General features: G+C 52.0%; 20 protein-coding genes. 10 read left to right on the forward strand and 10 right to left on the reverse strand.

Annotated elements, in window-relative coordinates; translation table 11 throughout:
- Positions 1–4 precede the first annotated feature (4 nt).
- The 7 genes from ABOC97_RS10885 to ABOC97_RS10915 all read left to right on the forward strand — a co-directional run bounded on the left by ABOC97_RS10885 (position 5) and on the right by ABOC97_RS10915 (position 8,868).
- Entirely contained in the window at positions 5–2,305 is a 2,301-nt protein-coding gene (locus ABOC97_RS10885; RefSeq protein ID WP_349597387.1) for a hypothetical protein, read from the forward strand.
- Positions 2,306–2,317: 12 nt separating this feature from the next.
- Positions 2,318–2,938, forward strand: coding sequence for an N-acetylmuramidase family protein (locus ABOC97_RS10890; RefSeq protein WP_349597390.1), 621 nt, complete (start codon positions 2,318–2,320; stop codon positions 2,936–2,938).
- 506 nt (positions 2,939–3,444) lie between these two features.
- A complete protein-coding gene (locus ABOC97_RS10895; RefSeq protein ID WP_052282047.1) occupies positions 3,445–4,335 on the forward strand; it encodes a carbohydrate ABC transporter permease in 891 nt (296 codons plus the stop codon).
- Positions 4,328–5,230, forward strand: a complete 903-nt coding sequence (locus ABOC97_RS10900) for a carbohydrate ABC transporter permease (protein ID WP_349597393.1) — start codon at positions 4,328–4,330, stop codon at positions 5,228–5,230. Before ABOC97_RS10895 ends, ABOC97_RS10900 begins: the two co-directional genes overlap by 8 nt.
- 12 nt (positions 5,231–5,242) lie before the next feature.
- On the forward strand, positions 5,243–6,370 hold the full coding sequence (locus ABOC97_RS10905) for an ABC transporter ATP-binding protein (protein WP_349597396.1): 1,128 nt from the start codon (positions 5,243–5,245) through the stop codon (positions 6,368–6,370).
- Between the two features lie 14 nt (positions 6,371–6,384).
- Complete coding sequence (locus ABOC97_RS10910) at positions 6,385–7,671, forward strand: ABC transporter substrate-binding protein (RefSeq protein WP_349597398.1); 1,287 nt, start codon at positions 6,385–6,387, stop codon at positions 7,669–7,671.
- A gap of 69 nt (positions 7,672–7,740) precedes the next feature.
- Positions 7,741–8,868 (forward strand): oligogalacturonate lyase family protein, encoded by a 1,128-nt coding sequence (locus ABOC97_RS10915; protein WP_349597401.1) that lies wholly within the window; start codon positions 7,741–7,743, stop codon positions 8,866–8,868.
- Between the two features lie 446 nt (positions 8,869–9,314).
- Here ABOC97_RS10915 and araE read toward each other — a convergent pair whose 3' ends face one another.
- The 3 genes from araE to kduI all read right to left on the reverse strand — a co-directional run bounded on the left by araE (position 9,315) and on the right by kduI (position 12,723).
- A complete protein-coding gene (gene araE / locus ABOC97_RS10920; RefSeq protein ID WP_349597404.1) occupies positions 9,315–10,733 on the reverse strand; it encodes an arabinose-proton symporter AraE in 1,419 nt (472 codons plus the stop codon).
- A gap of 328 nt (positions 10,734–11,061) precedes the next feature.
- Positions 11,062–11,823: a 2-dehydro-3-deoxy-D-gluconate 5-dehydrogenase KduD gene (kduD, locus tag ABOC97_RS10925; protein WP_349597407.1), complete on the reverse strand. Its 762-nt coding sequence runs from the start codon at positions 11,821–11,823 to the stop codon at positions 11,062–11,064.
- Positions 11,824–11,886: 63 nt separating this feature from the next.
- A complete protein-coding gene (gene kduI / locus ABOC97_RS10930) occupies positions 11,887–12,723 on the reverse strand; it encodes a 5-dehydro-4-deoxy-D-glucuronate isomerase (RefSeq protein WP_234503894.1) in 837 nt (278 codons plus the stop codon).
- 470 nt (positions 12,724–13,193) lie between these two features.
- On the opposite strand from kduI, the gene ABOC97_RS10935 reads away from it, so the two are divergent.
- The gene (locus ABOC97_RS10935) at positions 13,194–14,369 is read left to right on the forward strand and encodes an oligogalacturonate lyase family protein (RefSeq protein ID WP_349597411.1); all 1,176 of its coding nucleotides are present in this window, start codon (positions 13,194–13,196) and stop codon (positions 14,367–14,369) included.
- A 419-nt stretch (positions 14,370–14,788) separates the two neighbouring features.
- On the opposite strand, the gene ABOC97_RS10940 is transcribed toward ABOC97_RS10935, so the two are convergent.
- From ABOC97_RS10940 to ABOC97_RS10950, 3 genes are all read right to left on the reverse strand, one after another.
- Entirely contained in the window at positions 14,789–15,505 is a 717-nt protein-coding gene (locus tag ABOC97_RS10940; protein ID WP_349597414.1) for an oligogalacturonate-specific porin KdgM family protein, read from the reverse strand.
- Between the two features lie 476 nt (positions 15,506–15,981).
- Positions 15,982–17,169: an acetyl-CoA C-acetyltransferase gene (locus tag ABOC97_RS10945; RefSeq protein WP_349597417.1), complete on the reverse strand. Its 1,188-nt coding sequence runs from the start codon at positions 17,167–17,169 to the stop codon at positions 15,982–15,984.
- Positions 17,170–17,280: 111 nt separating this feature from the next.
- A complete protein-coding gene (locus tag ABOC97_RS10950; protein WP_349597420.1) occupies positions 17,281–18,150 on the reverse strand; it encodes a LysR family transcriptional regulator in 870 nt (289 codons plus the stop codon).
- A gap of 94 nt (positions 18,151–18,244) precedes the next feature.
- On the opposite strand from ABOC97_RS10950, the gene ABOC97_RS10955 reads away from it, so the two are divergent.
- Together ABOC97_RS10955 and ABOC97_RS10960 are read left to right on the forward strand one after the other, a co-directional pair.
- The gene (locus tag ABOC97_RS10955; RefSeq protein ID WP_234508815.1) at positions 18,245–18,700 is read left to right on the forward strand and encodes a multidrug/biocide efflux PACE transporter; all 456 of its coding nucleotides are present in this window, start codon (positions 18,245–18,247) and stop codon (positions 18,698–18,700) included.
- A 117-nt stretch (positions 18,701–18,817) separates the two neighbouring features.
- The gene (locus ABOC97_RS10960; RefSeq protein ID WP_349597423.1) at positions 18,818–20,047 is read left to right on the forward strand and encodes an amino acid permease; all 1,230 of its coding nucleotides are present in this window, start codon (positions 18,818–18,820) and stop codon (positions 20,045–20,047) included.
- Between the two features lie 97 nt (positions 20,048–20,144).
- Here the strand turns inward: ABOC97_RS10960 and mqo are convergent, their stop codons facing one another.
- From mqo to ABOC97_RS10980, 4 genes are all read right to left on the reverse strand, one after another.
- On the reverse strand, positions 20,145–21,800 hold the full coding sequence (gene mqo, locus ABOC97_RS10965; protein ID WP_349597426.1) for a malate dehydrogenase (quinone): 1,656 nt from the start codon (positions 21,798–21,800) through the stop codon (positions 20,145–20,147).
- Between the two features lie 192 nt (positions 21,801–21,992).
- Positions 21,993–22,766 carry an ABC transporter ATP-binding protein gene (locus ABOC97_RS10970; protein ID WP_234508812.1) on the reverse strand — a complete coding sequence of 258 codons (774 nt, stop codon included), beginning with the start codon at positions 22,764–22,766 and terminating at the stop codon, positions 21,993–21,995.
- Complete coding sequence (locus tag ABOC97_RS10975; RefSeq protein ID WP_349597429.1) at positions 22,763–23,569, reverse strand: ABC transporter substrate-binding protein; 807 nt, start codon at positions 23,567–23,569, stop codon at positions 22,763–22,765. Before ABOC97_RS10975 ends, ABOC97_RS10970 begins: the two co-directional genes overlap by 4 nt.
- A 25-nt stretch (positions 23,570–23,594) precedes the next feature.
- Positions 23,595–23,729: IS1 family transposase (locus ABOC97_RS10980; protein WP_000306011.1), on the reverse strand; the 135-nt coding region annotated here is incomplete at its 5' end.

A 23,729-nucleotide genomic window follows, 5' to 3' on the forward strand; every position in this document is an offset into this window, starting at 1 on the left:
ATTTATGGCTAATGAAGAACGCCCAGACAATCCACAACCAAACATTAATGAATCAACCCAACAAGTTTCTTTTACTGCTAACCAAATTTCTATCACCGAAACCGAACCCAAATTCAATGCAGCATTAGATAATGCCGAAACCTTACCCAGCTTTGCCGATCAACTTTATGAAAAAGTCACCTCGGTCATCGGCGGAAATAACCCGAATCAATTTTTCTGCATGAGCCTCCCAGGCATGCAAATTGATAAAAATCTCTACAGTTACGATATTGAAAATAATCAGCCCAAACCACCATTAGTGGAAGCCAATGAATCAAAACTGGTCAACCGGCTATTTGATGCCTGTAAGATGACCGGCTCCGACAATGGCCGCCATCTGCAAACTCAGTATAAAAGCGCACTGGATATGCTGACACCACAGCTTAACGGCAAGCTGTTTGATGCGAAATCCAGGCTGCGGAAAGTTCTGATGACCCCCTACCCGTATAATTTTGGTGAGGGGTTAACTACCGGATTCACGCTACAACAGGTCTTCTATCGGCTTTATGGCGACTACGTTGATGCCAAGCAGGTCTGGGCCAAAGTCCAACTCGAGAAAAAAATAGAGCTGGACGCAAAGTATCCGGGAGAAACCAAGGACAGCAATCGCCATAAACAAAACGACTACCTCGACTGGTATGAAACCACCGCCGAGTCTCAGTTGCTGAAGGTACAGGAGAAACTGGGCAAAGTCCTGAACGTATTCTCACCAGGCGATATGGAAATCATCACCGGGATCCTCGACAGCGGCGCGGGGCGCGAAATTGCCGAGGCTCGGCAGACGCTCGCCAACGTACAAAAGCTCAACCCCGACGGAGGCTATGTTTATCCGGTTACTCTATACCCAGAAAATTGGTTCAACCTGCTGGATACCTCTTTTACCCCAATCGACCTGTTGGAAAGCCCTACGGCACTGGCACAGCAGCTCTCCGTACTGATGGTACAGCGCAGTAATTTAGCCATGACGATTGATTCCTTCCTCAATATTCTTCCCGACCCCGCGATGCTGACCGATCTCAAAGCTAAGCAGGAAAACGCGGAGAAAGCGCTTCAAGAGGCTAAGGATGCAGTAGCTAAGGTCTATAGCGACATCACAAGCGACACCCTGAAGCTGGTTGTCGATATTATTGGCCGCTCCAATGATAAGGATAAAAGTACCGCTCTCGTGGGTACCACCTCAAGGCTCCTTAACATCGATCCGGACAAGGCAAAAAATATCATTACTGCATTAGCTGGCAACGCCAGCCGGTGTATGAAGGCGCAAGATGATTTAATCGCCGCAGCTCAAAACGCGACGGACCGGGCGTTAGAGTATTTTCAACAGAAAAATCTGCTGCAGTACAAGCAAATGCTTTTACCGCTGCAAACGCAGCTTGCCCGAACGGAGAGTGATATTGCCGACGTACGGCAACAGATTGGCCTGTCTACGGTAATGCAGCAGGCCAGCAAGCCCAAAGATGGCAGCGACGTCACGCCGAACGTCGTGCCTGACCGCTTCGCCCAGGTCCTTATCGAATCAACGATGGCGTCAGTCAGACAAAGCTCTAGCAACGCCACTTCGGCCTCCGCGTCCTCAAGCCATTCGTCCTTCTTCTTCGGAGGTTACAGCAGCAGTAGGTCGCACAGGGAGTCTGTCGACAGCAGTCAATCAGAAACCAGCAATATCAAAATTCAGATAGGAATGTCGATTGCCAAAGTAGGCATTGGCAGGGAGTGGTTTAACCCCGGTGTATTCCTGCTCACCAAAGATATGTACAACACCTCCAGCAAGAAAATCTCACCAAATTCAAAAGGCAAACCGTTCCAGAAAGAGCGTTTTGATGCGATGAACGATTGTGCGTTCCCGTGCTTCCCGGTCGCATTTATCATTGCCCGCGACGTCACCATCAAATTCTCATCTGACACATCAATGTCGAACAGCTTTGCCCAAAGCGTTGAAGATCACTCCTCAAGCGGCGGTGGCTTCTTTATTTTTGGTGGCAACTCATCGTCTTCATCCAGCTCCTCACGCAGTAATTCATGCGCGACCTCTTCTGCCAACAGCGTCACCGTACGCTTCACCAGCCCACAAATCCTGGGCTATTACCTGGAAGCCACACCTGCGGACGAGAGCGTAACTCTCAGCGAAGTTCGCTCTGGCAACAGTGACTACATCTCCATTCTGGACTTCATTAAAAACTTCCAGATCATGCTTGATGATTACAACAGCACCTATAACCGGGACGCCCTGCAAATGTCCCCACGCAGTAATCGTGCTACAGACTAATGGGGGGTTGATATGAACATGGAAGACAGTACTCCACTAGCACTCCAGACCTTGAGTTGGCAGGAGATCGTTGCCGCTGCAGCTCAAATAAATATCGAACCCTGCGCACTTCAGGCAGTCTGTAACGTTGAATCGTCTGGCAGCGGTTTTCTTTCTTCTGGGCGGCCAAAAATTCTGTTCGAGGGGCATATTTTCTGGCGTGAGCTAGCAAAACGGCATTATCAACCGGAAATACTGGCCGCTGACTTTCCCTCCATTATTTATCAGAAATGGACGAAACAGCACTATCAAGGCGGAGAGAAAGAGTACGAGCGACTAGCCATTGCCCTGAGTATTCATCGCGAGGCCGCATATTGCTCTACATCATGGGGAGCATTCCAGATTATGGGATTCCACCATGTGCTCTGCGGTTTTCGTACTGTCGACGATTTTGTGGCTGCACAACATCACAGTTGCCACAAACAACTAGACGCGTTTTGCCAGTTTCTGGTCGCCAATAATCTACAGCTTTATTTGCAAAAACGGGATTGGGCAGCCTTTGCCAGACTCTACAACGGTCCTGAATATTTGCGTAACCAATACGATAAAAAACTAGAAATAGCTTATCGTTGGTGCCAAAACGCTCATTCTTGATGTTTCTGAAATAATCCATAAGTTGTGAGCAAAGCCTCAGCAGTTTCGCTGAGGCTTTATATTTTCACGCCTATAAAGATTAGCTAGTTAATCATTTAAATAATCAATTATATCGTTATTTAGAGATCTTAACGTCTGTCAACTTCCATACCAGATGCCCCGCCAACCGCCGCCAGATGGGCAAAAACGCCATCGCCGTCACTATAATGAAACATCGTTTCGACTTCGATCACACTTTCATGATTAATCGAATGACGCAGAAATAAATCGCAATAAAATAAATTTAAAACGGTGTTTTATAAAATGATTGTGACAAAGCATGAGATTTTAAAACGCAACAACACCGACCAAAGGATAGCGTTTAAATTTTTATATTACATCTACTTACAGGGAAGGCTTCATGACTGACACCAAGCTAACACTTTAATGCCCCTGGCGCCAGATGGCGCGAGGGATGTAACAGACACCCAATCCGTTTGACACACTTGTTTGCCAGGTAGGTATGTATGAATGAAAACAGAATGCTGGGATTGGCCTGGATTTCGCCCTATATAATCGGGTTGATAATCTTTACGGCCTTCCCATTCGTTTCATCTTTCTTCCTCAGTTTTACTGAGTATGACTTGATGAGTCCGCCGGTATTTAACGGCATTGAGAACTATCGCTACATGCTGACAGAAGATTCTCTCTTCTGGAAATCCATGGGCGTGACGTTCGCCTACGTATTTTTGACAATCCCATTAAAACTGGCATTTGCTTTAGGGATTGCGTTTGTTCTTAACTTTAAATTACGCGGTATTGGCTTCTTCCGTACTGCTTACTATATCCCATCTATCCTCGGTAGCTCAGTGGCTATCGCGGTACTTTGGCGTGCTCTCTTCGCCATCGATGGCCTGCTGAACAGCTTCATCGGCGTATTAGGTTTTGACCCGGTTAACTGGTTGGGCGAACCGTCATTGGCGCTGATGTCCGTTACCCTGCTGCGCGTTTGGCAGTTCGGTTCCGCGATGGTCATCTTCCTCGCCGCGCTGCAAAACGTACCTCAGTCTCAGTACGAAGCGGCAATGATTGATGGCGCATCCAAATGGCAGATGTTTATGAAAGTCACCGTGCCGTTGATTACGCCGGTTATCTTCTTCAACTTCATCATGCAGACCACCCAGGCATTCCAGGAGTTTACTGGACCGTACGTCATAACCGGCGGTGGCCCAACCTACTCTACGTACCTGTTCTCGCTGTACATCTACGACACCGCATTCAAGTACTTCGATATGGGTTATGGCGCAGCGCTGGCGTGGGTTCTGTTCCTGGTCGTTGCGGTCTTTGCCGGCATCGCCTTTAAGTCTTCAAAATACTGGGTGTTCTACTCCGCCGATAAGGGAGGCAAAAATGGCTGATATCCAACAAATCTCAGAAGCAAGAAGCATCGCTGAACGTGAGGTTGCCCGTACCCTTAGACGCGAAAAGATCAACGCCTGGATTCGTTACGTCATCCTGCTGTTCGTCGGTCTGTTAATGCTTTATCCGCTGGCGTGGATGTTCTCGGCGTCGTTCAAACCGAACCACGAGATCTTCACCACGCTGGGCCTGTGGCCTGCGCATGCAACCTGGGATGGTTTCATCAACGGCTGGAAAACCGGTACCGAGTACACCTTCGGTCATTACATGCTGAACACCTTTAAGTATGTGATCCCGAAAGTGATTCTGACCATTATCTCATCCACTATCGTGGCGTACGGCTTTGCCCGCTTCGAGATTCCATGGAAGAAATTCTGGTTCGCAACGCTTATCACCACCATGTTGCTGCCGAGCACCGTACTGCTGATTCCTCAGTACCTGATGTTCCGTGAAATGGGCATGCTCAACAGCTACATGCCGCTGTACCTGCCGCTGGCATTTGCCACGCAAGGGTTCTTCGTCTTCATGCTGATTCAGTTCCTGCGCGGCGTACCGCGTGACATGGAAGAAGCAGCGCAGATTGACGGCTGTAACTCCATCCAGGTGCTGTGGTATGTGGTGGTACCGATTCTGAAGCCGGCGATTATCTCCGTCGCCCTGTTCCAGTTCATGTGGTCCATGAACGACTTTATCGGCCCGCTGATCTACGTCTATAGCGTTGATAAGTATCCGATTGCACTGGCACTGAAAATGTCCATCGACGTCACCGAAGGGGCGCCGTGGAACGAAATTCTGGCAATGGCGAGCATCTCCATTCTGCCATCTATCATTGTGTTCTTCCTGGCGCAGCGCTACTTCGTACAGGGCGTTACCAGCAGCGGAATTAAAGGTTAAGAGGGATATATCATGGCTGAAGTTATTTTCAACAAACTGGAAAAAGTGTACTCCAACGGCTTCAAAGCGGTACATGGTATCGACCTGAAAATTGCAGAAGGGGAATTCATGGTGATTGTCGGGCCATCCGGCTGCGCCAAATCCACCACCCTCCGTATGCTGGCCGGTCTGGAAACCATCAGCGGCGGTGAAGTACGTATCGGCGAGAAGATAGTCAACAACCTCGCACCGAAAGAGCGTGGCATCGCGATGGTGTTCCAGAACTATGCGCTGTACCCGCACATGACCGTCCGTGAAAACCTCGCGTTCGGCCTGAAGCTGAGCAAAATGCCGAAAGCGCAGATCGACGCCCAGGTAAACGAAGCAGCGAAAATCCTTGAGCTGGAAGAACTGCTGGAACGCCTGCCGCGCCAGCTTTCCGGTGGCCAGGCGCAGCGTGTGGCGGTAGGCCGTGCGATTGTGAAAAAGCCGGACGTGTTCCTGTTCGATGAACCGCTGTCTAACCTGGACGCCAAGCTGCGTGCTTCCATGCGTATCCGTATTTCCGACCTGCACAAGCAGTTGAAGAAATCCGGCAAGCCGGCCACCACCGTATACGTTACCCACGATCAGACCGAAGCGATGACCATGGGCGACCGTATCTGCGTGATGAAGCTGGGTCATATCATGCAGGTTGATACCCCGGATAACCTGTACCACAAACCGAAAAACATGTTCGTGGCGGGCTTTATCGGCGCCCCGGAAATGAATATTCGCTCCAGTAAACTGGTGAACAAAGAAGGCCGTCTGAACCTCAGCATCGGTGATGAATTCATGCCGCTGTGCGACAGCCTGCACCAGAAACTGACCGGTCATGAAAACGAAGAAGTGTTCTACGGCATTCGTCCGGAATTCGTCTCGCTCTCCGACGAGCCATTCGCGGAAGGCGGCTGCAGCGGTGAAATGGTTCGCGTTGAAAACATGGGCCACGAATTCTTCGTTTACCTGAAAGTAGCAAACTACGAACTGACGGCACGAATCCCTTCAGATGAAGCTAAGCCAATGATTGATAAGGGGCTTCATCGTAAGGTGTACTTTAAGTTTGACATGGATAAATGTCATATCTTTGACGCTAAAACTGAACAGAACCTCTCTCTCTAATCTGGAGTCATAAAATGAAAAAAGTGCTTTTAAGCGCAGCAATCTCCGCCACCCTGGGCCTCACGGCCCTCCCATCGATGGCAAAGGATGTCGACCTTCGCATGTCCTGGTGGGGCGGTAACGGTCGCCACCAGGTGACGTTGAAGGCGCTGGAAGAGTTCCATAAGCAGAACCCGGATATTAACGTCAAAGCAGAGTACACCGGCTGGGACGGCCACCTGTCCCGTCTGACCACCCAGATTGCAGGCGGCACAGAGCCTGACGTAATGCAGACTAACTGGAACTGGCTGCCAATTTTCTCTAAAAACGGCGACGGTTTTTACGACCTGAACAAAATGAAGGACGTTATCGACTTAAGCCAGTTTGATGCCAAAGAACTGCAGTCCACCACGGTGAACGGCAAGCTGAACGGGATTCCAATCTCCGTGACCGCACGCGTGTTCTACTTCAACGATGAAACCTGGAAACAAGCGGGCGTCACTTACCCGAAAACCTGGGATGAGTTGATGGCGGCAGGTAAAACCTTCGAAAGCAAACTGGGTAAACAGTACTATCCGGTAGTTCTGGAGCACCAGGATACCCTGGCGCTGCTGAATTCCTATATGACGCAGAAGTACAATATCCCAGCTATCGACCCGCAATCGAAAAAATTCTCCTACAGCAAAGAGCAGTGGGTTGAGTTCTTCCAGATGTACAAAAAGCTGGTCGACAGCCACGTGATGCCGGACACCAAATACTATGCGTCATTTGGTAAGAGCAACATGTATGAAATGAAGCCGTGGATTCAGGGTGAATGGGGCGGTACCTACATGTGGAACTCCACCATTAACAAGTACTCCGACAACCTGAAGCCACCAGCCAAGCTGGAACTGGGTAGCTACCCAATGCTGGCGGGCGCAACGGATGCGGGCCTGTTCTTCAAACCGGCACAGATGCTCTCTATCGGTAAATCCACCAAAAACCCTGAAGCGGCTGCAAAGGTCATTAACTTCCTGCTGAACAGCAAAGAAGGTGTGGATACCTTAGGGCTTGAGCGCGGCGTGCCGCTGAGCAAAGTTGCGGTGAAATACCTGACCGAAAACGGCATTCTGAAAGAAAACGATCCATCAGTAGCCGGTCTGCGTCTGGCGCAGTCTCTGCCAGCGAAGCTGAGCGTGTCTCCGTACTTTGACGATCCGCAGATCGTTGCTCAGTTCGGTACCACTCTGCAGTACATCGACTACGGCCAGAAAACCGTGGAAGAAGCGGCCGCTGACTTCCAGCGCCAGGGTGAACGTATCCTGAAACGCGCAATGCGCTAATCGCTATAAATGCGTTAATACCCTGCAACTTCCGGTTGCGGGGTATTTTTTTATTTAAGGAGAGAGCACATGAAAGGCAAAATCATCCCGCTGAATTTCCGCCATCAGAAAGACAGCGAAACCGGTCATGAGGTGATCCGGATGACGCCACCGCACATTATTTGCCACCGTAACTACTTCTACCAAAAATGCTTTACCCGCGACGGCGGCAAGCTGATTTTTGGCGGCGCGTTCGAGGGGCACTGGAACTACTATTTACTGGATATTGCCGCCCAACAGGCTACTCAGTTGACCGATGGCCCGGGGGATAATACCTTCGGCGGCTTCCTTTCCGATGACGACCAGTCACTGTGGTACGTCAAAGACACCCGCCAGCTAAGACGCGTTGATCTATCGACGCTGGAAGAATACGTGGTGTATGAAGTAGACGATGAGTGGGTCGCTTATGGCACGTGGGTCGCCAACTCCGACTGCACGCAGCTTGTCGGTATCGAGATTAAAAAGAGCGACTGGCAGCCGCTGACCGATTGGTCGAAATTCCGCGCCTTCTATTTTACCGAGCCAGAATGCCGCTTAATCAATATTGACCTGAAAACCGGCGAACAGCGGACTATTTTGCAGGAGAAACGCTGGCTCGGGCATCCTATCTACCGTCCATTCGACGACAATACAGTGGCGTTTTGCCATGAAGGACCACGCGATGCGATTGATGCCCGCATGTGGCTTATCGATGCCGATGGCAACAACCTGCGCTGCGTGCGCCAGCACCAGACCGGAGAGAGTTTTACCCATGAATTCTGGGTGCCGGATGGTTCCGCGCTGTACTACGTCGCTCACGAAGAAAACAGTCCGCACCGTTACCTCTACAGCGCCTCACCGCTCACGCTGGAAAACCGCCTACTGATGGAAATACCGCCCTGCTCCCACCTGATGAGCAACCATGACGGCTCCCTGGTGGTTGGCGATGGTTCACCGCACAACACCGGCGATATCAGTCTGAATGACCCGTTTATCTGGGTCTTTGATTTGCAAACCGGCGCTAAGAAAGCGATTTGCCAGCATAACAGTAGCTGGAAAGTATTGGACGGCGACCGCCAGGTCACTCACCCGCATCCATCATTCACTCCGGACGGCGAGTGGGTGCTGTATACCTCAGACGTTGAGGGCATGCCGGCGCTGTATTTAGCGAAGGTGTAGACCTGGAGCCTCCCGGCGGCGCTATGCTTGGCCGGTCTACAGAATAATATCGTAGCCCGGCCAGGCGCAGCGCCGCCGGCAATACAGAATAATATCGTAGCCCGGCCAGGCGCAGCGCCGCCGGGAATACAGGATGATATCGTAGCCCGTCCAGGCGCAGCGCCGCCGGGAATACAGGATAATATCGTAGCCCGGCCAGGCACAGCGCCACCCGGAATACAGGATGATATCGTAGCCCGGCCAAGCGCAGCGCCGCCGGGAATACAGGATGATAACATAGCCCGGCCAGGCGCAGCGCCGCCGGGAATACAGGATGATAACGTAGCCCGGTCAAGCGCAGCGCCACCGGGAATACAGAATAATATCGTAGCCCGGCCAGGCGCAGCGCCGCCGGGAATACAGGATAATATCGTAGCCCGGCCAAGCGCAGCGCCGCCGGGAATACATCACACGCCGATGTCCCGCAGTTTTTCCCCTTTCATCAGCTTGCGCTCAATATGTTCCAGCGTGACCCCTTTGGTCTCAGGAATCAGCCAGAAGGTGACGCCGATGAACGCCACGTTCAGCGCCGTGTACAGCCAGAACGTCCCCGCTGCGCCGATGGAATCCAGCAGCGTCAGGAAGGTCGCACCGATTATCATATTCGACACCCAGTTGGTGGTCGTCGAGCAGGTGATGCCGAAGTCACGGCATTTCAACGGCTGGATCTCCGAACACAGGATCCACACCACCGGCGCCGCGCTCATCGCATAACCGGCGATACACATCATTGTCATCCCCACCGACAGCCAGGACAGACCGTTGGAGGCCGTGCCGTTATCAAACTGCATCAGGCAGTAGCCCAGCACCAGCGTCCCCAGCGCCATAATGGTGAAACCAATTTTCAGCGCCGGTTTACGCCCGGCTTTATCGACGGTAAACACGGCGATAAAGGTGGCGAACATAAAGGTCAGGCCAACCACCAACGTGGCGATCATCTGCTGTTCGGTGGTGGTAAAGCCCGCCATTTTGAAGATGCGCGGCGCGTAATACATGATGATATTCATCCCGGTAAACTGCTGCATGGCCTGCAAAAGCATCCCGAGGAACACCGCCCGTCGCACGTTGCGATTAATTTTGAACAGCGCCCAACCGCCCTGTTTGAGCTTCAGGCTTTCACGAATCTCGTTGAGCTCATCGCGCGCTTTTTCTGACGTGTCGCGCAGCATACGCAGCACTTCTTCGGCCTCAACATGGCGGCCTTTTTCAGCCAGCCAACGCGGGCTGTTCGGTAAGAAAATCACCAGAATAATCAACAGCACCGCCGGCAGCGCCAGCACGCCCAACATCGCCCGCCAGTTACCGCTATAGCTAAACGCGGTATCGGAGAGAAACGCCATCACAATTCCCAGCGTGACCATCAACTGATACATGCTGATCATCTTCCCACGGACGTTTTCACTCGCCATTTCGGACAGATACAGCGGCGCGGTATAAGAGGCGATACCCACCGCCACACCCAGGATAACCCTCGCGACTAGCAACATTTCAACGCTAGTGGCAAACGCGGAACCAAAAGAACCGGCGACGAAGAGAATCGCGCCAACCATCAGGCTGTATTTACGCCCCAGGCGGAAAGAGAGCCAACCGTTGAATAACGCACCAATCGCCGCGCCGAGCATCATACTGCTCACTACCCACTCCTGCTGGCGGCTGGATAACATAAAATGATCGGTGATAAAGGGCAGCGCACCCGCAATCACGCCAATATCAAGACCAAAAAGCAGCCCGGCCACCGCGGCGGCGATCGATACAAACTGGTTCATACGCCGGGTATCACGCTGGGTACGTAGCATTAACCTAGGATCGTTACTGATTGAAGTCATTTTTTCCTGCCTGGCAAAGTAAGACGTGTCATGAAAGTAAGGGATTGCAGGGCGAAGGTGTCAGGGAGGACAAGTTAATAATATGGATTTTATTGCTGCGAGATATCGTTTTGTGATGGACGTTTGAATTTAAGATGGTAGAAAAATATGTTGCACGTCGTTTATACACCCTATTAAACCAGCGTTACTATTTCATAGCGGATGTATCAGCATGGATTATCCGAATATAGTGATATGGATATTTTACATACAGCCGCATACAGTAATGCTCGATTTGCAGAGACAAAAAAACCTGCCGAAGCAGGTTTTTGACGAAAAAATCGAAAACTTAGCGAGCCAGCCAGCCGCCGTCTACGGCAACGGTATAACCGTTGATGTAGTCAGATGCCGGAGAAGCCAGGAACACAATCGGCCCCATCAGGTCGCTTGGCAGACCCCAACGGCCCACCGGGATACGGTCGAGAATAGCCGCGCTACGCTCTTCGTCAGCACGCAGCTGCTGAGTGTTGTTGGTGGCCATGTAACCCGGTGCAATCGCGTTCACGTTGATACCGTGTTTCGCCCACTCGTTTGCCATCAGACGGGTTACGCCCATTACGCCGCTTTTTGATGCGGTGTAAGACGGAACGCGGATGCCGCCCTGGAAGGAGAGCATAGACGCGATGTTGATGATTTTGCCGCCTTTACCCTGCGCAATGAAGTGCTTAGCCGCAGCCTGGGACATGAAGAACACGCTCTTGATGTTCAGGTTCATGACGTCGTCCCAGTCTTTTTCGCTGAAGTCGATAGCGTCTTCGCGACGAATCAGACCGGCGTTGTTGACCAGAATATCGATATGGCCGAATTCAGCCACCGCGCGCTCCAGCAGCGCCGGGATACCATCAATCTGACGCAGGTCAGCGGTCAGGCTCAGGAAACGGCGGCCCAGTGCGGTGACGCGTTCGATGGTTTCAGTTGGCTCAACGATGTTGATACCCACGATGTCGCAGCCAGCTTCCGCCAGACCCAGCGCCATACCCTGACCCAGACCGGTATCACAACCGGTCACGACGGCAACTTTACCTTGCAGAGAGAATGAATCCAAAATCATTTTATATTCCTTGTTGTTAGCGCCTGTACCGAACAGGCATTGTTAATCTAATGCTGTCCGCGACTAGCGCAGATCCTTCACTGCAACATGATCCATGTCATCAAAGACCTGGTTCTCACCTACCATTCCCCAGATGAAGGTATACGCCTTAGTACCTACGCCTGAATGGATTGACCAGCTTGGTGAAATCACCGCCTGCTCATTGTGCATCACCACATGACGCGTTTCCTGCGGCTGCCCCATCATGTGGAACACGCAGCTGTCTTCATCCATATTGAAATAGAAGTAGACTTCCATGCGACGCTCATGGGTATGGCACGGCATGGTATTCCACAGGTTGCCCGGCGCCAGTTCGGTCAGGCCCATGCTGAGCTGACAGGTTTCCAGCACATCAGGAACAAAATATTTATTGATGGTACGACGGTTACTGGTGAGGTTATCCCCCAGAGTGACCGGTGAAACGTCAGCTGGTGTGACTTTTTTCGTTGGGTAAGTGGTGTGAGCCGGTGCGCAGTTGTAGTAAAACTTCGCCGGTTTTGCCGCATCTACGCTGGCGAAGACCACTTCTTTTGCGCCTTTACCTACATACAGCGCGTCGCGATGACCGATTTCATAGCACTGACCGTCAACGGTAATCGTACCGGCGCCGCCAATGTTGATTACGCCCAGCTCGCGGCGCTCCAGGAAGAAGCTAACGCCAAGCTGTTTGCCCACTTCACCGCCCACCGATACCGTTTTCGCGACTGGCATAATGCCGCCGACGATAATACGGTCGATATGGCTGTAAACCATGGTGTACTCATCCGCGACAAAAACCTGTTCAACTAAAAACTCGTCACGAAGTCCTTGCGTATCCAGCGTCTTGGCATGCGCGCTGTGAATGCTCTGTCTTACTTCCACCTTAACCTCCAGGAAAATGTGGTTTGATCCTATTTAGCAGAACGAAACTCTATTCCACTTTGTTTATGTACACATCTTATCTCTGATGAAATGGGTTTTCAATTACAAATAAAACATCGTTTCATTTTTTCTGTGAATTAATGCCAAAAATGCAAATGGGATCACGAATATGTTATTGCACGCCACTGTGACAAACTAAAAAACACTATTATTCATCCAGTTACATGTTTCTTTGAAAACGGACCCGAAATGGGTAAATACTGGCGTAAAAATGAAGGCGGACTTGACAAGCGGCGGGATGACTCGTCAAAAAAAGTAGCAGAAATGCTGATTTTTCGTATAAAGTGCGTCAGGCATCACAAACAATGAAACGTCGTTTTGATAAATTAACACCATATTTTTAAAATAACATCCACATCGGCCAGCGAGGAAGATAGACCCCGCGACCGCTGGAGTATAAGGAGAGCATCATGGCTAAAGGCATGCGGGTAAAATTGAATTATGAGGTCAGCCGCGACCCGGACACTGGCGCGGAAGTCACCCGCTTAACTCCACCGGAAGTAACGTGTCATCGTAACTACTTCTATCAGAAGTGCTTCTTTAACGATGGCAGCCATCTGTTATTCGCCGGTGAGTTCGATGGTCATTGGAACTACTATTTACTGGATGTGGCGAATGCCGAAGCCGTCCAGCTAACCGAAGGCGCTGGCGACAATACCTTTGGTGGCTTCCTGTCTCCGGACGACAAATCCCTCTACTACGTTAAGAACGACCGTACCCTGCTGGAAGTGAACCTGAAAACTCTGGTTGAGCGTGAAGTTTACCGCGTTCCAGAGGAGTGGGTTGGTTACGGTACCTGGGTTTCTAACAGCGATTGCACAAAATTGGTAGGTATCGAGATCGCCAAAAGCGACTGGACGCCGCTGAACGATTGGCAGTTGTTCCACGATTTCTTCCATAAAGGCCCGCACTGCCGTCTGCTGCGTGTCGATCTGAAAACCGGCGCAAGCGCGGTGATCCATGAAGAGAAAAACTGGCTCGGCCACCCAATCTACCGTCCGTTTGATGACAACACCGTTGCCTTCTGTCATGAAGGTCCGCACGACCTGGTGGATGCGCGTATGTGGCTGGTCAACGAAGATGGCAGCAACGTGCGTAAAGTGAAAGAGCACGCCGAAGGCGAAAGCTGCACCCACGAATTCTGGGTCCCGAATGGTTCCGCGCTGGTGTATGTCTCTTACCTGAAAGGCAAACAGGGGCGTACCATTTATCGTTTCAACCCGGATACCAACGTCAACGAAGCGCTGATGCAGATGCCAGCCTGCTCTCACCTAATGAGCAACTTCGATGGCACCCTGCTGGTCGGCGACGGCTCCGGTACGCCGGTTGATGTGAAAGATACCAGCGGCTACACCATCGATAACGACCCGTATCTGTATGCATTCGACGTTGCCAAACAGGCTTACTTCCGCGTTGCCCGCCACGACACCTCGTGGGCAACGGTACAAAACAGCCGTCAGGTAACTCACCCGCATCCATCCTTTACCCCGGACGATAGCGCGGTGCTGTTTAGCTCTGACAAAGATGGCAAACCGGCGCTGTATATCGCCAAACTGCCAGCCGAGCGTGTATTAGTGAAAGCATAAGTAATTCTGAGTTTTGTGTTTCTGTAACTGGCCTTGCCCTCCTTTCGGAGGGCCTTTTTTTGCCCGCGATACCGTATTGCTGTCTGAAATCCTTTTTCACACTGAGTCACTATCCGTCTCCTCCCCCTTTTAGAGAAAGGGTTGGGATGAAGAGATATTGCCGCGCCGAGTTGAACCCTCAGCCAAGCTCTTTAGCTTAAAAGGGAAAGGGCGCGCAATGTGCCATTATCCTATTTGAGATCCGCATTAACACCGGGGCATTATGGATCCCCTCGCCCCTCTGGGGAGAGGGTTAGGGTGAGGGGCACCGTATGAAGCCCAAATAACAACCAGCAGATAAAGATATTTACGGGGGGCATAAAAACGAAAACCCCCGGCCAAAAGCTCCGGGGGGAAAACGGATGAGGGTCCGAATTTATTTAGAAGGAGTAAGCGACACCAACACGCAGACGGGTCTGACGTTCGTCGGTTGATTTCACGCCCACATTGCCCACTTCAAAGTATGGGGACCAGTTTTTATCCCACTTGTAAGCCAGCTTGGCGTTGTATTCGGTGCTGTAAGGCTTGTTGTTATTACGGTACAGGCTCTTATGCTGATCGTCGGCAATAGTACTGCGCGCATAAACATAGTTCAGCTCCGCACGCCAGTCACCCATTGCCCAACCCACCCAGGTATCCACTTTATTCACTTTATCGTCCACACCACCGCCGTTGCTCGAAGTCGCCGGTACGCGGGTATATTCATAACGATAGCGAGCAGCCACATAGAAGCCGTTATCAAAGCTGTATTGCGCATGCAGATACGGTTTGTAAATGGAGGAGCTATCTTTACTTTCAATATTAAAACCTGGGGTCAGAGCAATATTATCGGTAGCCTTCCAGCGCCAGTTAATCGATTCTTCGTGACCGTTACCGACGATTTCGTTAAATGGACGATCCTGTTTATCAGTATCACCGCCCGTCTTCCACTTCGCTTCGACGCCAAAACCAAGACCATTATCAAAACGGTGTGAAACCGCAACACGGTCTGCGTTGGAGCCACTGTCGATATATTCATGACGTAAGTCAACGGTGACTGCCGAAGCAGCGAAAGACATACCGGATAATATAGCCAGGGCCAGAGTTTTCTTAAGCATTTGCCATCCCTCAATTGAAATAATGTTTCTTTATTATGGAATTGGATTTTATTTTTTTCGGATTTGTATTTTAGTGATCAAGATCGTAATTATTTGTTTCATAAAATCCGGCACAAAGAGGACGTGACAAAGCTCAACAAAAATAAGCGTTAAGTACGAAAAAATAGAACTTAGATCACAATTAATTATTCAAGAAAATATGATCATTTTATATTTACCATAAATAACAATGAGTTACCGCAAAACAAATAACGCACGTTATTTGTTCAATGCGTAATAATTTATTATTAATTGATAATCAGGCTAATCTTTAATGAAATACCAACCAGGGCCGTTGATACAATCAAACTTAGAGTTACAAAGTTCGAACCAGACATAGCCCCATTTCTATTCTCTGAAATCAGGAGATAAAAACGAGAAAGGCCTCTAATGAGGCCTTTCTTATTTGAGGAATTTGAAGAGGAAAAAATGCAGAATTACTGACTGTCCCGCTCCACCGCGAGCGCCACGCCCTGCCCGCCGCCGATGCACAGCGTCGCAAGCCCTTTACGGGCATCTCGCTTCACCATCTCGTGCACCAGTGAAACCAGAATACGGCAGCCGGAAGCGCCAATAGGATGCCCCAATGCGATCGCCCCGCCGTTCACATTCACCTTCTGCTCATTCCATTCCAGCATTCTGCCAACTGAAATGGCCTGCGCCGCAAAGGCTTCATTCGCTTCAATCAGGTCGACATCGCTTAGCTGCCAACCCGCGCGTTCGAGGCAGCGGCGAGTGGCATAGACGGGAGCGATGCCCATTAACGCGGGATCAACCCCGACGCTGGCAAACGCCCGGATGCGGGCAAGGATCGGCAACCCGAGCTCCAGCGCTTTGCTTTCGCTCATCATCAACACCGCCGCCGCGCCATCATTAATAGAAGAGGCGTTACCGGCAGTGACCGAGCCCGCACTCTCAAAAGAAGGCACCAGTCGCGCCAACGCCTCTGCGCTGGCATCGGTTTGCGGCTGTTCATCGGTATCCACTACCTGCGCCACGCCGCCCGGCAATGAATTGGTGACCGGAACGATCTCATCGCGAAAGCGCCCTGAATCAATTGCCTTGCGGGCTTTATGCTGCGAACTCAGCGCCCAGGCATCCTGCTGTTCGCGGCTGATACCATATTCGCGCGCCAGGTTTTCCGCCGTCACGCCCATATGGTAGTCATTAAACGCATCCCACAGACCATCGTGGACCAGGCTATCAATCAGTTGGCTGTTACCGAGCTGTGCGCCGGTACGACTGTCGGTTAATACGTGCGGTGCGCGGCTCATATTTTCCTGCCCACCGGCGATAACCACATCCGCTTCGCCACACTGAATAGCCTGGGTGGCCAGATGAAGCGCTTTCAAACCGGAACCGCAGACGTCGTTAATGGTAATGGCCGAAACGGTATTTGGCAGACCGCCTTTGATAGCCGACTGGCGCGCCGGGTTTTGCCCCGTTCCCGCCGTCAGTACCTGACCAATAATCACCTCATCGATAACCGCAGCGGAAATACCGCTGCGCTCTACCAATGCATGGATCACAAGGCTACCCAGTTCCACGGCGGAATGGCGGGCTAACGCCCCCTGAAAACAGCCAATGGGCGTCCGGACAGCACCTACGATAACGACGTCTTTCATCTCGACCTCAGCGCAAAATAGTCCGCGTATAGTAGATGAGTGTTATCAAATTTTTTCGCGATTGTTTAAAAAAAGTGAGTTTTATCACAAAGGAAATTCATATCCCGCGCGTCAGGCCGAAACCTGCTGCAGGTACTGCCGCAGCCAGTTTCCCGATGCCCCAAGCGGCGCGGCTTTGTGCCACAGGAGATCGGTCGATACCGATATTGGCCAGCCCGCAATATTGAGCATCGTCAGTTCCGCCGAACGCGAAAATTCATCCACCAGCGCGCAGGGCAGCGCACACCATCCCAGCCCCTGCGCCGCCATGCTTAGCAACATCAGATAGTTGGGAGCAGACCAAACCGGCCCGCGCGAAGGCGTCGTGCGATTTTCCAGATAGGTATTGAGGCGTAGCTCGCGCCAGGTGCGTAGCTGTTCCAGTGTCAGTCCCTGTTCGCGGGTCAGCGGGTGGCCTGGCGAGGTGTAGATGGCCATCCGCGTCTGCATCGGCAAACGGATGTGGCCGATATCGGTGGGATAGTCATCGCGTGCCTCGATTAGCCCCACCTGCGCGCGCCCTTTTTGCAGCAGATCGACAACATCGTCGTCTTCCCCTACCAGGCACTCAAATTCAGTGTGCGGAAAACGCTGGTCAAACTGCGCCAGCAGCCCTTCCAGCACGTCCGGATGCAGCGTGTCGGAAAGCACAAAGGTCAGCCGCGCTTCAGTTTCACCGCTTAACGACACCGCCAGTTCATCCAGCCGCTCGCTGGCAGCCAGAATCGCCTGCACATAGCTCAACACTCGCTGCCCCTCGGCGGTCAGCACCGGCTGGCGCGCCGAGCGGTCAAACAGCGTGACGCCAATATCCGCCTCCAGGTGGGCGATAGCCGTACTGATCGTTGACTGGCTTTTGCGTAAACGGCGGGCCGCGGCAGAGAACGATCCGCAGGCAACCGTTTCGACAAAGGCGGTAAGAGCTTCGGGAGAATAGCGCATGAAGTATCTACTTTATCGATGGGTTCTATCTTTTACTTATCATATTTACCCATAAAATACCCACAACAACGTTCAATAATTGAAAGGTCATCAGATGCAACAGGATTCATTACATCGCAGAAAGCTCCCGGAGCGTATCTTCCATGCCGTTTGCTTTGAGGGGATCGCCACCGCGATCCTCGCGCCAACCGCCGCCTGGCTCATGCAGCGTTCAGTACTGGAAATGGGCGGCCTAACGGTGATTCTGGCCACCACCGCCATGGTGTGGAATATCATCTACAACGCCGTCTTCGACCGACTGTGGCCGGTAACACGCGTGAAGCGCACCGCCAAAGTCCGCGCTCTGCATGCCCTGGGGTTTGAGTGTGGATTTATCGTCATCGGCGTTAGCATTGTGTCGTTCGTACTCGGCGTGACGCTGCTGCAGGCGCTGACCCTGGAGATCGGCTTCTTCTTGTTCTTCCTGCCCTACACCATGCTCTACAACTGGGTCTACGACAGCCTGCGTGAGCGGGTGGTTAAGCGCCGTTTAGAGAATCGCTGCGCATAAAATCCCTCTGCTTTTCAGACCGATAGCTATCGGTCTGAAAATGTTCAGCCACACGAAAAGCTAATTATGGTAAATTATCCGCCATTTTTTTGGTTTTATGGTTGATATATTCAAATAATGTCTAAAATTTGGTCTAAAGAAGAGACCCTCTGGAGCTTTGCCCTGTATGGCACTGCCGTCGGAGCAGGGACGCTGTTCCTGCCCATCCAGTTGGGTACAGCCGGCGCGGTGGTCTTGTTTATCACCGCCCTCGTCGCCTGGCCCCTGACGTACTGGCCACACCGCGCGTTATGTCAGTTCATCTTATCCGCTAACACACCGGCCAGCGTTGGCATCACCGGAGCCGTGACGCATTACTACGGCAAAAAAATTGGCAGCCTGATTACCGCACTCTACTTCATCGCGTTCTTCGTTGTGGTGCTGATCTACGCGGTGGCGATTACCAACTCGCTGGCAGAGCAGATTTCCCACTATCGGCCGGTAGATTTGCCGCTGCGCGCGCTGATTAGCCTGGGCGTGGTCCTGCTGCTGAATCTGATCTTCCTGACCGGTCGCCAAACGACCATTAAAGTCATGGGGATGCTGGTGTTCCCGCTTATCGCCTACTTCCTGTTCCTATCGATTTATCAGATAGGCAGCTGGCAGCCGTCGCTACTGACCACCCAAATGGAGGTCAATACCCATACGCTGCACCAGGTGTGGTTATCCATTCCCGTGATGGTTTTCGCTTTTAGCCATACGCCAATTATTTCGACCTTCGCCATCGACCGGCGAGAGAAATATGGCGAGCAAGCCATGGGTAAATGCAAAAAAATCATGAAGGTGGCGTATCTGGTCATCTGCCTGAGCGTGCTGTTCTTCGTCTTCAGTTGCCTGATGTCAATTCCGCCGTCCTATATCAATGCCGCGAAGAACGAAGGCGTCACCATCCTTTCTGCGCTGTCGATGGTGCCAAACTCCCCAAGCTGGCTGTCTATCTCCGGTATTATTGTGGCGGTGGTGGCAATGTCGAAGTCGTTCCTCGGCACCTATTTTGGGGTGATTGAAGGGGCCAGCGAGATGGTTAAAGCCACGCTGAATCAGGTTGGCGTGCGCAAGAGCCGCTCCTTTAACCGCGGGTTATCTATCCTGCTGGTGTCGACGCTGACCTTTATCGTCTGCTGCATCAACCCGAATGCTATTTCGATGATCTACGCCATCAGCGGCCCGTTGATTGCCATGATTCTGTTTATCATGCCAACGCTGTCGACCTATCTTATCCCAGCGCTCAAGCCATACCGCTCCATCGGTAGCCTGATTACGCTGATTGTCGGGTTGATGTGCGTCTCGGTGATGTTCCTCGGCTAACCGGGTAACGGAAAGCAAAAAGGCCTGTCGGGGGAACCCGACAGGCCTTTTTTATGGCTTCCCTGCGCGCCGGTAGACCGGCCGCAGAAAGTACAAATTACAGTGCCATATCGTGCTGCGGTGAAGCGACCGCTGGTTGCTCTGCCGGTTTAGCCTGCGCAACCGGCGCGGCTGGCATCTGGATAACCGGTGGTTTGGTCAGTTGCAGCGTCGTAGCTGTGTCATCCCAAACCTGCTGCGTCAGCGCAGTATTGCCATTTAGAGTCTGGCCAAAGCTTGGGACGATACCGCGAATTTTGCTCTGCCACTCCGGTGAGTTGAACTGCTCAGGGAACAGTTTTTTAATCACGTTCAGGGTAATAGGCGCGGCGGTAGATGCCCCCGGGGATGCGCCCAGCAGTGCGGAAATGGTGCGCTGCTGGTCAACAACCACTTCGGTACCCAGCTTCAGTACGCCACCTTTATCCGCATCTTTCTTGATAATCTGCACGCGCTGGCCGGCCTGAATCAGCTTCCAGTCCTCTTTACGCGCTTCAGGATAGTACTCTTTCAGCGCCGCAAAGCGGTCATCATCGCTCAGCATCACCTGGCTAATCAGGTATTTCACCAGATCGAAATTATCCAGACCGACGTGGGTCATCGGCATCACGTTGCTGGTAGTGGTAGTGCTTAGCAGATCGAAGAACGAACCCTGCTTGAGGAATTTGGTCGAGAAGGTGGCGAATGGCCCGAACAGCACCACGCGTTTGCCATCGATAAAGCGCGCATCGATATGCGGCACCGACATCGGCGGCGCACCCACGGAAGCCTGACCGTAGACTTTTTCCATATGCTGGCGAGTAACGTCCGGGTTTTCGGTCATCAGGAACGAGCCGCCCACCGGGAAACCTGCATAATTATCGGCTTCAGGAATACCGGTTTTTTGCAGCAGCTTCAGCGCCCCGCCGCCTGCACCGATGAAGACGTATTTCGCATCAATGGCATGCTGTTTACCGTTGTTGACGTCTTCAATGGTGACGTGCCAGGAGTTATCGCCGTTACGCTTAAACTCGGTGACTTCAGACGAGGTTTGCAGCGTGAAGTGCTCATTCTTCTGCAGGCTGCCAATCAGCTGACGGGTAATTTCGCCGTAGTTCACGTCGGTACCGGACGGAGTCCAGGTCGCCGCCACTTTCTGCTGCGGGTCACGACCGGCCATCACCAGCGGCGCCCACTGGGCAATTTGCTGATGGTCGGTGGAGAATTTCATGCCCTGGAACAGGGTGGTTTTTTGCAGCGCGTCGTAGCGCTTGCCCAGGTAATCAACGTTCTTATCGCCCCAGACGAAGCTCATGTGCGGCGTAGAGTTGATAAACGCATGCGGGTTATTCAGCACGCCGCGCTTCACCTGCGAGGACCAGAACTGACGGGAAATCATAAACTGTTCATTGATTTCCAGAGCCTTAGTCACGTCGATGGTGCCGTCCGGACGCTCCGGCGTATAGTTCAGCTCCATGTTCGCGGAATGGCCTGTACCGGCGTTGTTCCAGCCGTTAGAGGATTCAAGCGCCACTTTGTCGAGCTTCTCGACCATCACTTGTTTCCAGTCTGGTTGCAGCTCTTGCAGCCAGGTACCCAGCGACGCACTCATAATCCCACCGCCTATCAGCAGGACGTCGGTTTTTTGCGTCGTATCGGTATTTGCATAAGCGGCTGAATTGACCAGCAGCGCTATTGTCGCCAGAGAGAATAGTTTTTTATTTATTGCAGGCATAATGATGATATTCGCATAGCAAAATGTAATGTGTGCGCTAATAATAGCGCACTTTTACATTATTTTAAAATACCACTCACTTTCCACTTAGAATTATTAACATTTACACCCACTCGCTTTATTTAATTAAAAAAAGCAGCCATATCCTTTGCATGGAAATAAAGGCTAACCAACTCATCTTTCAACAAATAATTAATGCAGACCAAACTCGGCCATTAATTCCTGACGCAGGGCTACAAAGTCTGCGCTGCTGCGTACGCGTGGGCGAGAAAGCGTGACCTCAATGGTACGAATCGGATCGCCCTTAATTTTCGGTAGAATCAGCACCCGGTCAGCCAGGTAAATCGCCTCTTCGAGATCGTGCGTCACCAGCACCATAGTGATTTTCTCAACCTTATGGATCCGCGCCAGCTCTTCCTGCATGGTGATTTTAGTCATTGCATCCAGCGCCCCCAGCGGCTCATCGAGCAGCAAAATCTCCGGCTGAATAGTCAATGCGCGGGCGATGCCGACACGCTGAGCCATGCCGCCAGAAAGCTGATTTGGCAGCGCCTGTTCACAGTGGCCTAACCCCACCAGCTCAATCGCCTCTTTCGCCCGCTCCCGCGCCTTTTTGCGCGGAACGCCCTGCACGTCCAGGCTGAAGCTGACGTTTTCCAGCACCGTTAACCATGGCAGCAGACGCGGCTCCTGAAAAATGACCGCCCGCTCGCGGCTCATGCCGTGCACCGCCTGGCCATCAATCACCACATCCCCACCGTCCGGCGTCTCCAGCCCCGCCAGGATGCGCAGCAGCGTGGTTTTCCCGCAGCCGCTTGGCCCGACGATAGCGATACTCTGGCCGCTGTCGATCTGCAGATTCAGATCGCGAAAGACATCAAACGGCTTACCTTCAAGGGAGAACGTCTTACGTAAACGACGAATCGAAATATCTCCGCGCTGCGCCTGAATGGATGTTGTCATCATACACCTTCCGTTTTCAGCAAAATATTTGACGCTTTCAGCTGACCTTTCTGGATAACGCCATCGCGCTCGAGAATTTCCAGCCAGAACTGCACATCATGCGGCTCAGCCAGCCCACCTTTACGTACGCCGTAGCCGGTAAAGTACTGCGCTACTTCCGGATTTTCACCGCGCTCTTTGAGGATTTTAGCCATAATTTCGCGTACTTTTTCCGGGTTATCGCGGGCATAGTCCAGCGCGCGCGCCGACTCCACCACAAAGATGCGTGCGGCATCCGGGTGTTTTTTCACAAAGTCTGCACGTAGTACTGTGAAACCACCGGCGATCGGTCCCAGCACCTCGGCATCGTTGAAAATTGGGCGCAGTCCGCCGTGGCTACGCGCCGCACCTTCAAAGGTTGTCTGCCAGTAGCCGAACGCCGCGACATCAACCTGACCTGAACGCAGAGTCTGCTCCAGCTGCGGACCCGGAACTGCCACCGGCCTGGCGGCGTTTTCAGGCAAATTGGCCTGATGCAGCGCTTCACGCAATGTGTAATCCAGATGCGCACCCAGCGTGTTCACTGCGACGCTTTTTCCCACTAAATCTTTGATGGATTTAATCGGACTATCTTCTTTCACGTAGAAAATCGATTTGGTGGTTTCATTGATACCGTTGGTTGGATAGGCCGCGACAAAGTCATTGCCGTTGGCAATAGAGTTAATCACCGCCGGCGTGGCGGCTGAACCAATATCGATGCTGTTAGAAGCCAGTGCAAATAAAGACTCCGGACCACCGCTGGCATAACCCGCGTTTTTAATCGACACGCCGGTGCCTGGTAATGACTCCAACTTACTGATAGTGTTTTATGTTCAGATAATGCCCGATGACTTTGTCATGCAGCTCCACCGATTTTGAGAACGACAGTGACTTCCGTCCCAGCCTTGCCAGATGTTGTCTCAGATTCAGGTTATGTCGCTCAATGCG

The sequence above is a fragment of the Kluyvera huaxiensis genome, assembly GCF_040149365.1.
GTDB lineage: Bacteria > Pseudomonadota > Gammaproteobacteria > Enterobacterales > Enterobacteriaceae > Kluyvera > Kluyvera intermedia_A.

Excerpts from the sequence above, each read along its gene's own strand:
- ABOC97_RS10935 (WP_349597411.1), top strand. The coding sequence starts at position 13,194 with ATGGCTAAAGGCATGCGGGTAAAATTGAATTATGAGGTCAGCCGCGAC.
- ABOC97_RS10970 (WP_234508812.1), bottom strand. The coding sequence starts at position 22,766 with ATGATGACAACATCCATTCAGGCGCAGCGCGGAGATATTTCGATTCGT.
- ABOC97_RS10940 (WP_349597414.1), bottom strand. The coding sequence starts at position 15,505 with ATGCTTAAGAAAACTCTGGCCCTGGCTATATTATCCGGTATGTCTTTC.
- ABOC97_RS10915 (WP_349597401.1), top strand. The coding sequence starts at position 7,741 with ATGAAAGGCAAAATCATCCCGCTGAATTTCCGCCATCAGAAAGACAGC.
- ABOC97_RS10960 (WP_349597423.1), top strand. The coding sequence starts at position 18,818 with ATGTCTAAAATTTGGTCTAAAGAAGAGACCCTCTGGAGCTTTGCCCTG.
- ABOC97_RS10945 (WP_349597417.1), bottom strand. The coding sequence starts at position 17,169 with ATGAAAGACGTCGTTATCGTAGGTGCTGTCCGGACGCCCATTGGCTGT.
- ABOC97_RS10900 (WP_349597393.1), top strand. The coding sequence starts at position 4,328 with ATGGCTGATATCCAACAAATCTCAGAAGCAAGAAGCATCGCTGAACGT.
- ABOC97_RS10905 (WP_349597396.1), top strand. The coding sequence starts at position 5,243 with ATGGCTGAAGTTATTTTCAACAAACTGGAAAAAGTGTACTCCAACGGC.
- ABOC97_RS10890 (WP_349597390.1), top strand. The coding sequence starts at position 2,318 with ATGAACATGGAAGACAGTACTCCACTAGCACTCCAGACCTTGAGTTGG.
- ABOC97_RS10910 (WP_349597398.1), top strand. The coding sequence starts at position 6,385 with ATGAAAAAAGTGCTTTTAAGCGCAGCAATCTCCGCCACCCTGGGCCTC.
- kduD (WP_349597407.1), bottom strand. The coding sequence starts at position 11,823 with ATGATTTTGGATTCATTCTCTCTGCAAGGTAAAGTTGCCGTCGTGACC.
- ABOC97_RS10950 (WP_349597420.1), bottom strand. The coding sequence starts at position 18,150 with ATGCGCTATTCTCCCGAAGCTCTTACCGCCTTTGTCGAAACGGTTGCC.
- ABOC97_RS10895 (WP_052282047.1), top strand. The coding sequence starts at position 3,445 with ATGAATGAAAACAGAATGCTGGGATTGGCCTGGATTTCGCCCTATATA.
- araE (WP_349597404.1), bottom strand. The coding sequence starts at position 10,733 with ATGACTTCAATCAGTAACGATCCTAGGTTAATGCTACGTACCCAGCGT.
- mqo (WP_349597426.1), bottom strand. The coding sequence starts at position 21,800 with ATGCCTGCAATAAATAAAAAACTATTCTCTCTGGCGACAATAGCGCTG.
- ABOC97_RS10955 (WP_234508815.1), top strand. The coding sequence starts at position 18,245 with ATGCAACAGGATTCATTACATCGCAGAAAGCTCCCGGAGCGTATCTTC.
- ABOC97_RS10885 (WP_349597387.1), top strand. The coding sequence starts at position 5 with ATGGCTAATGAAGAACGCCCAGACAATCCACAACCAAACATTAATGAA.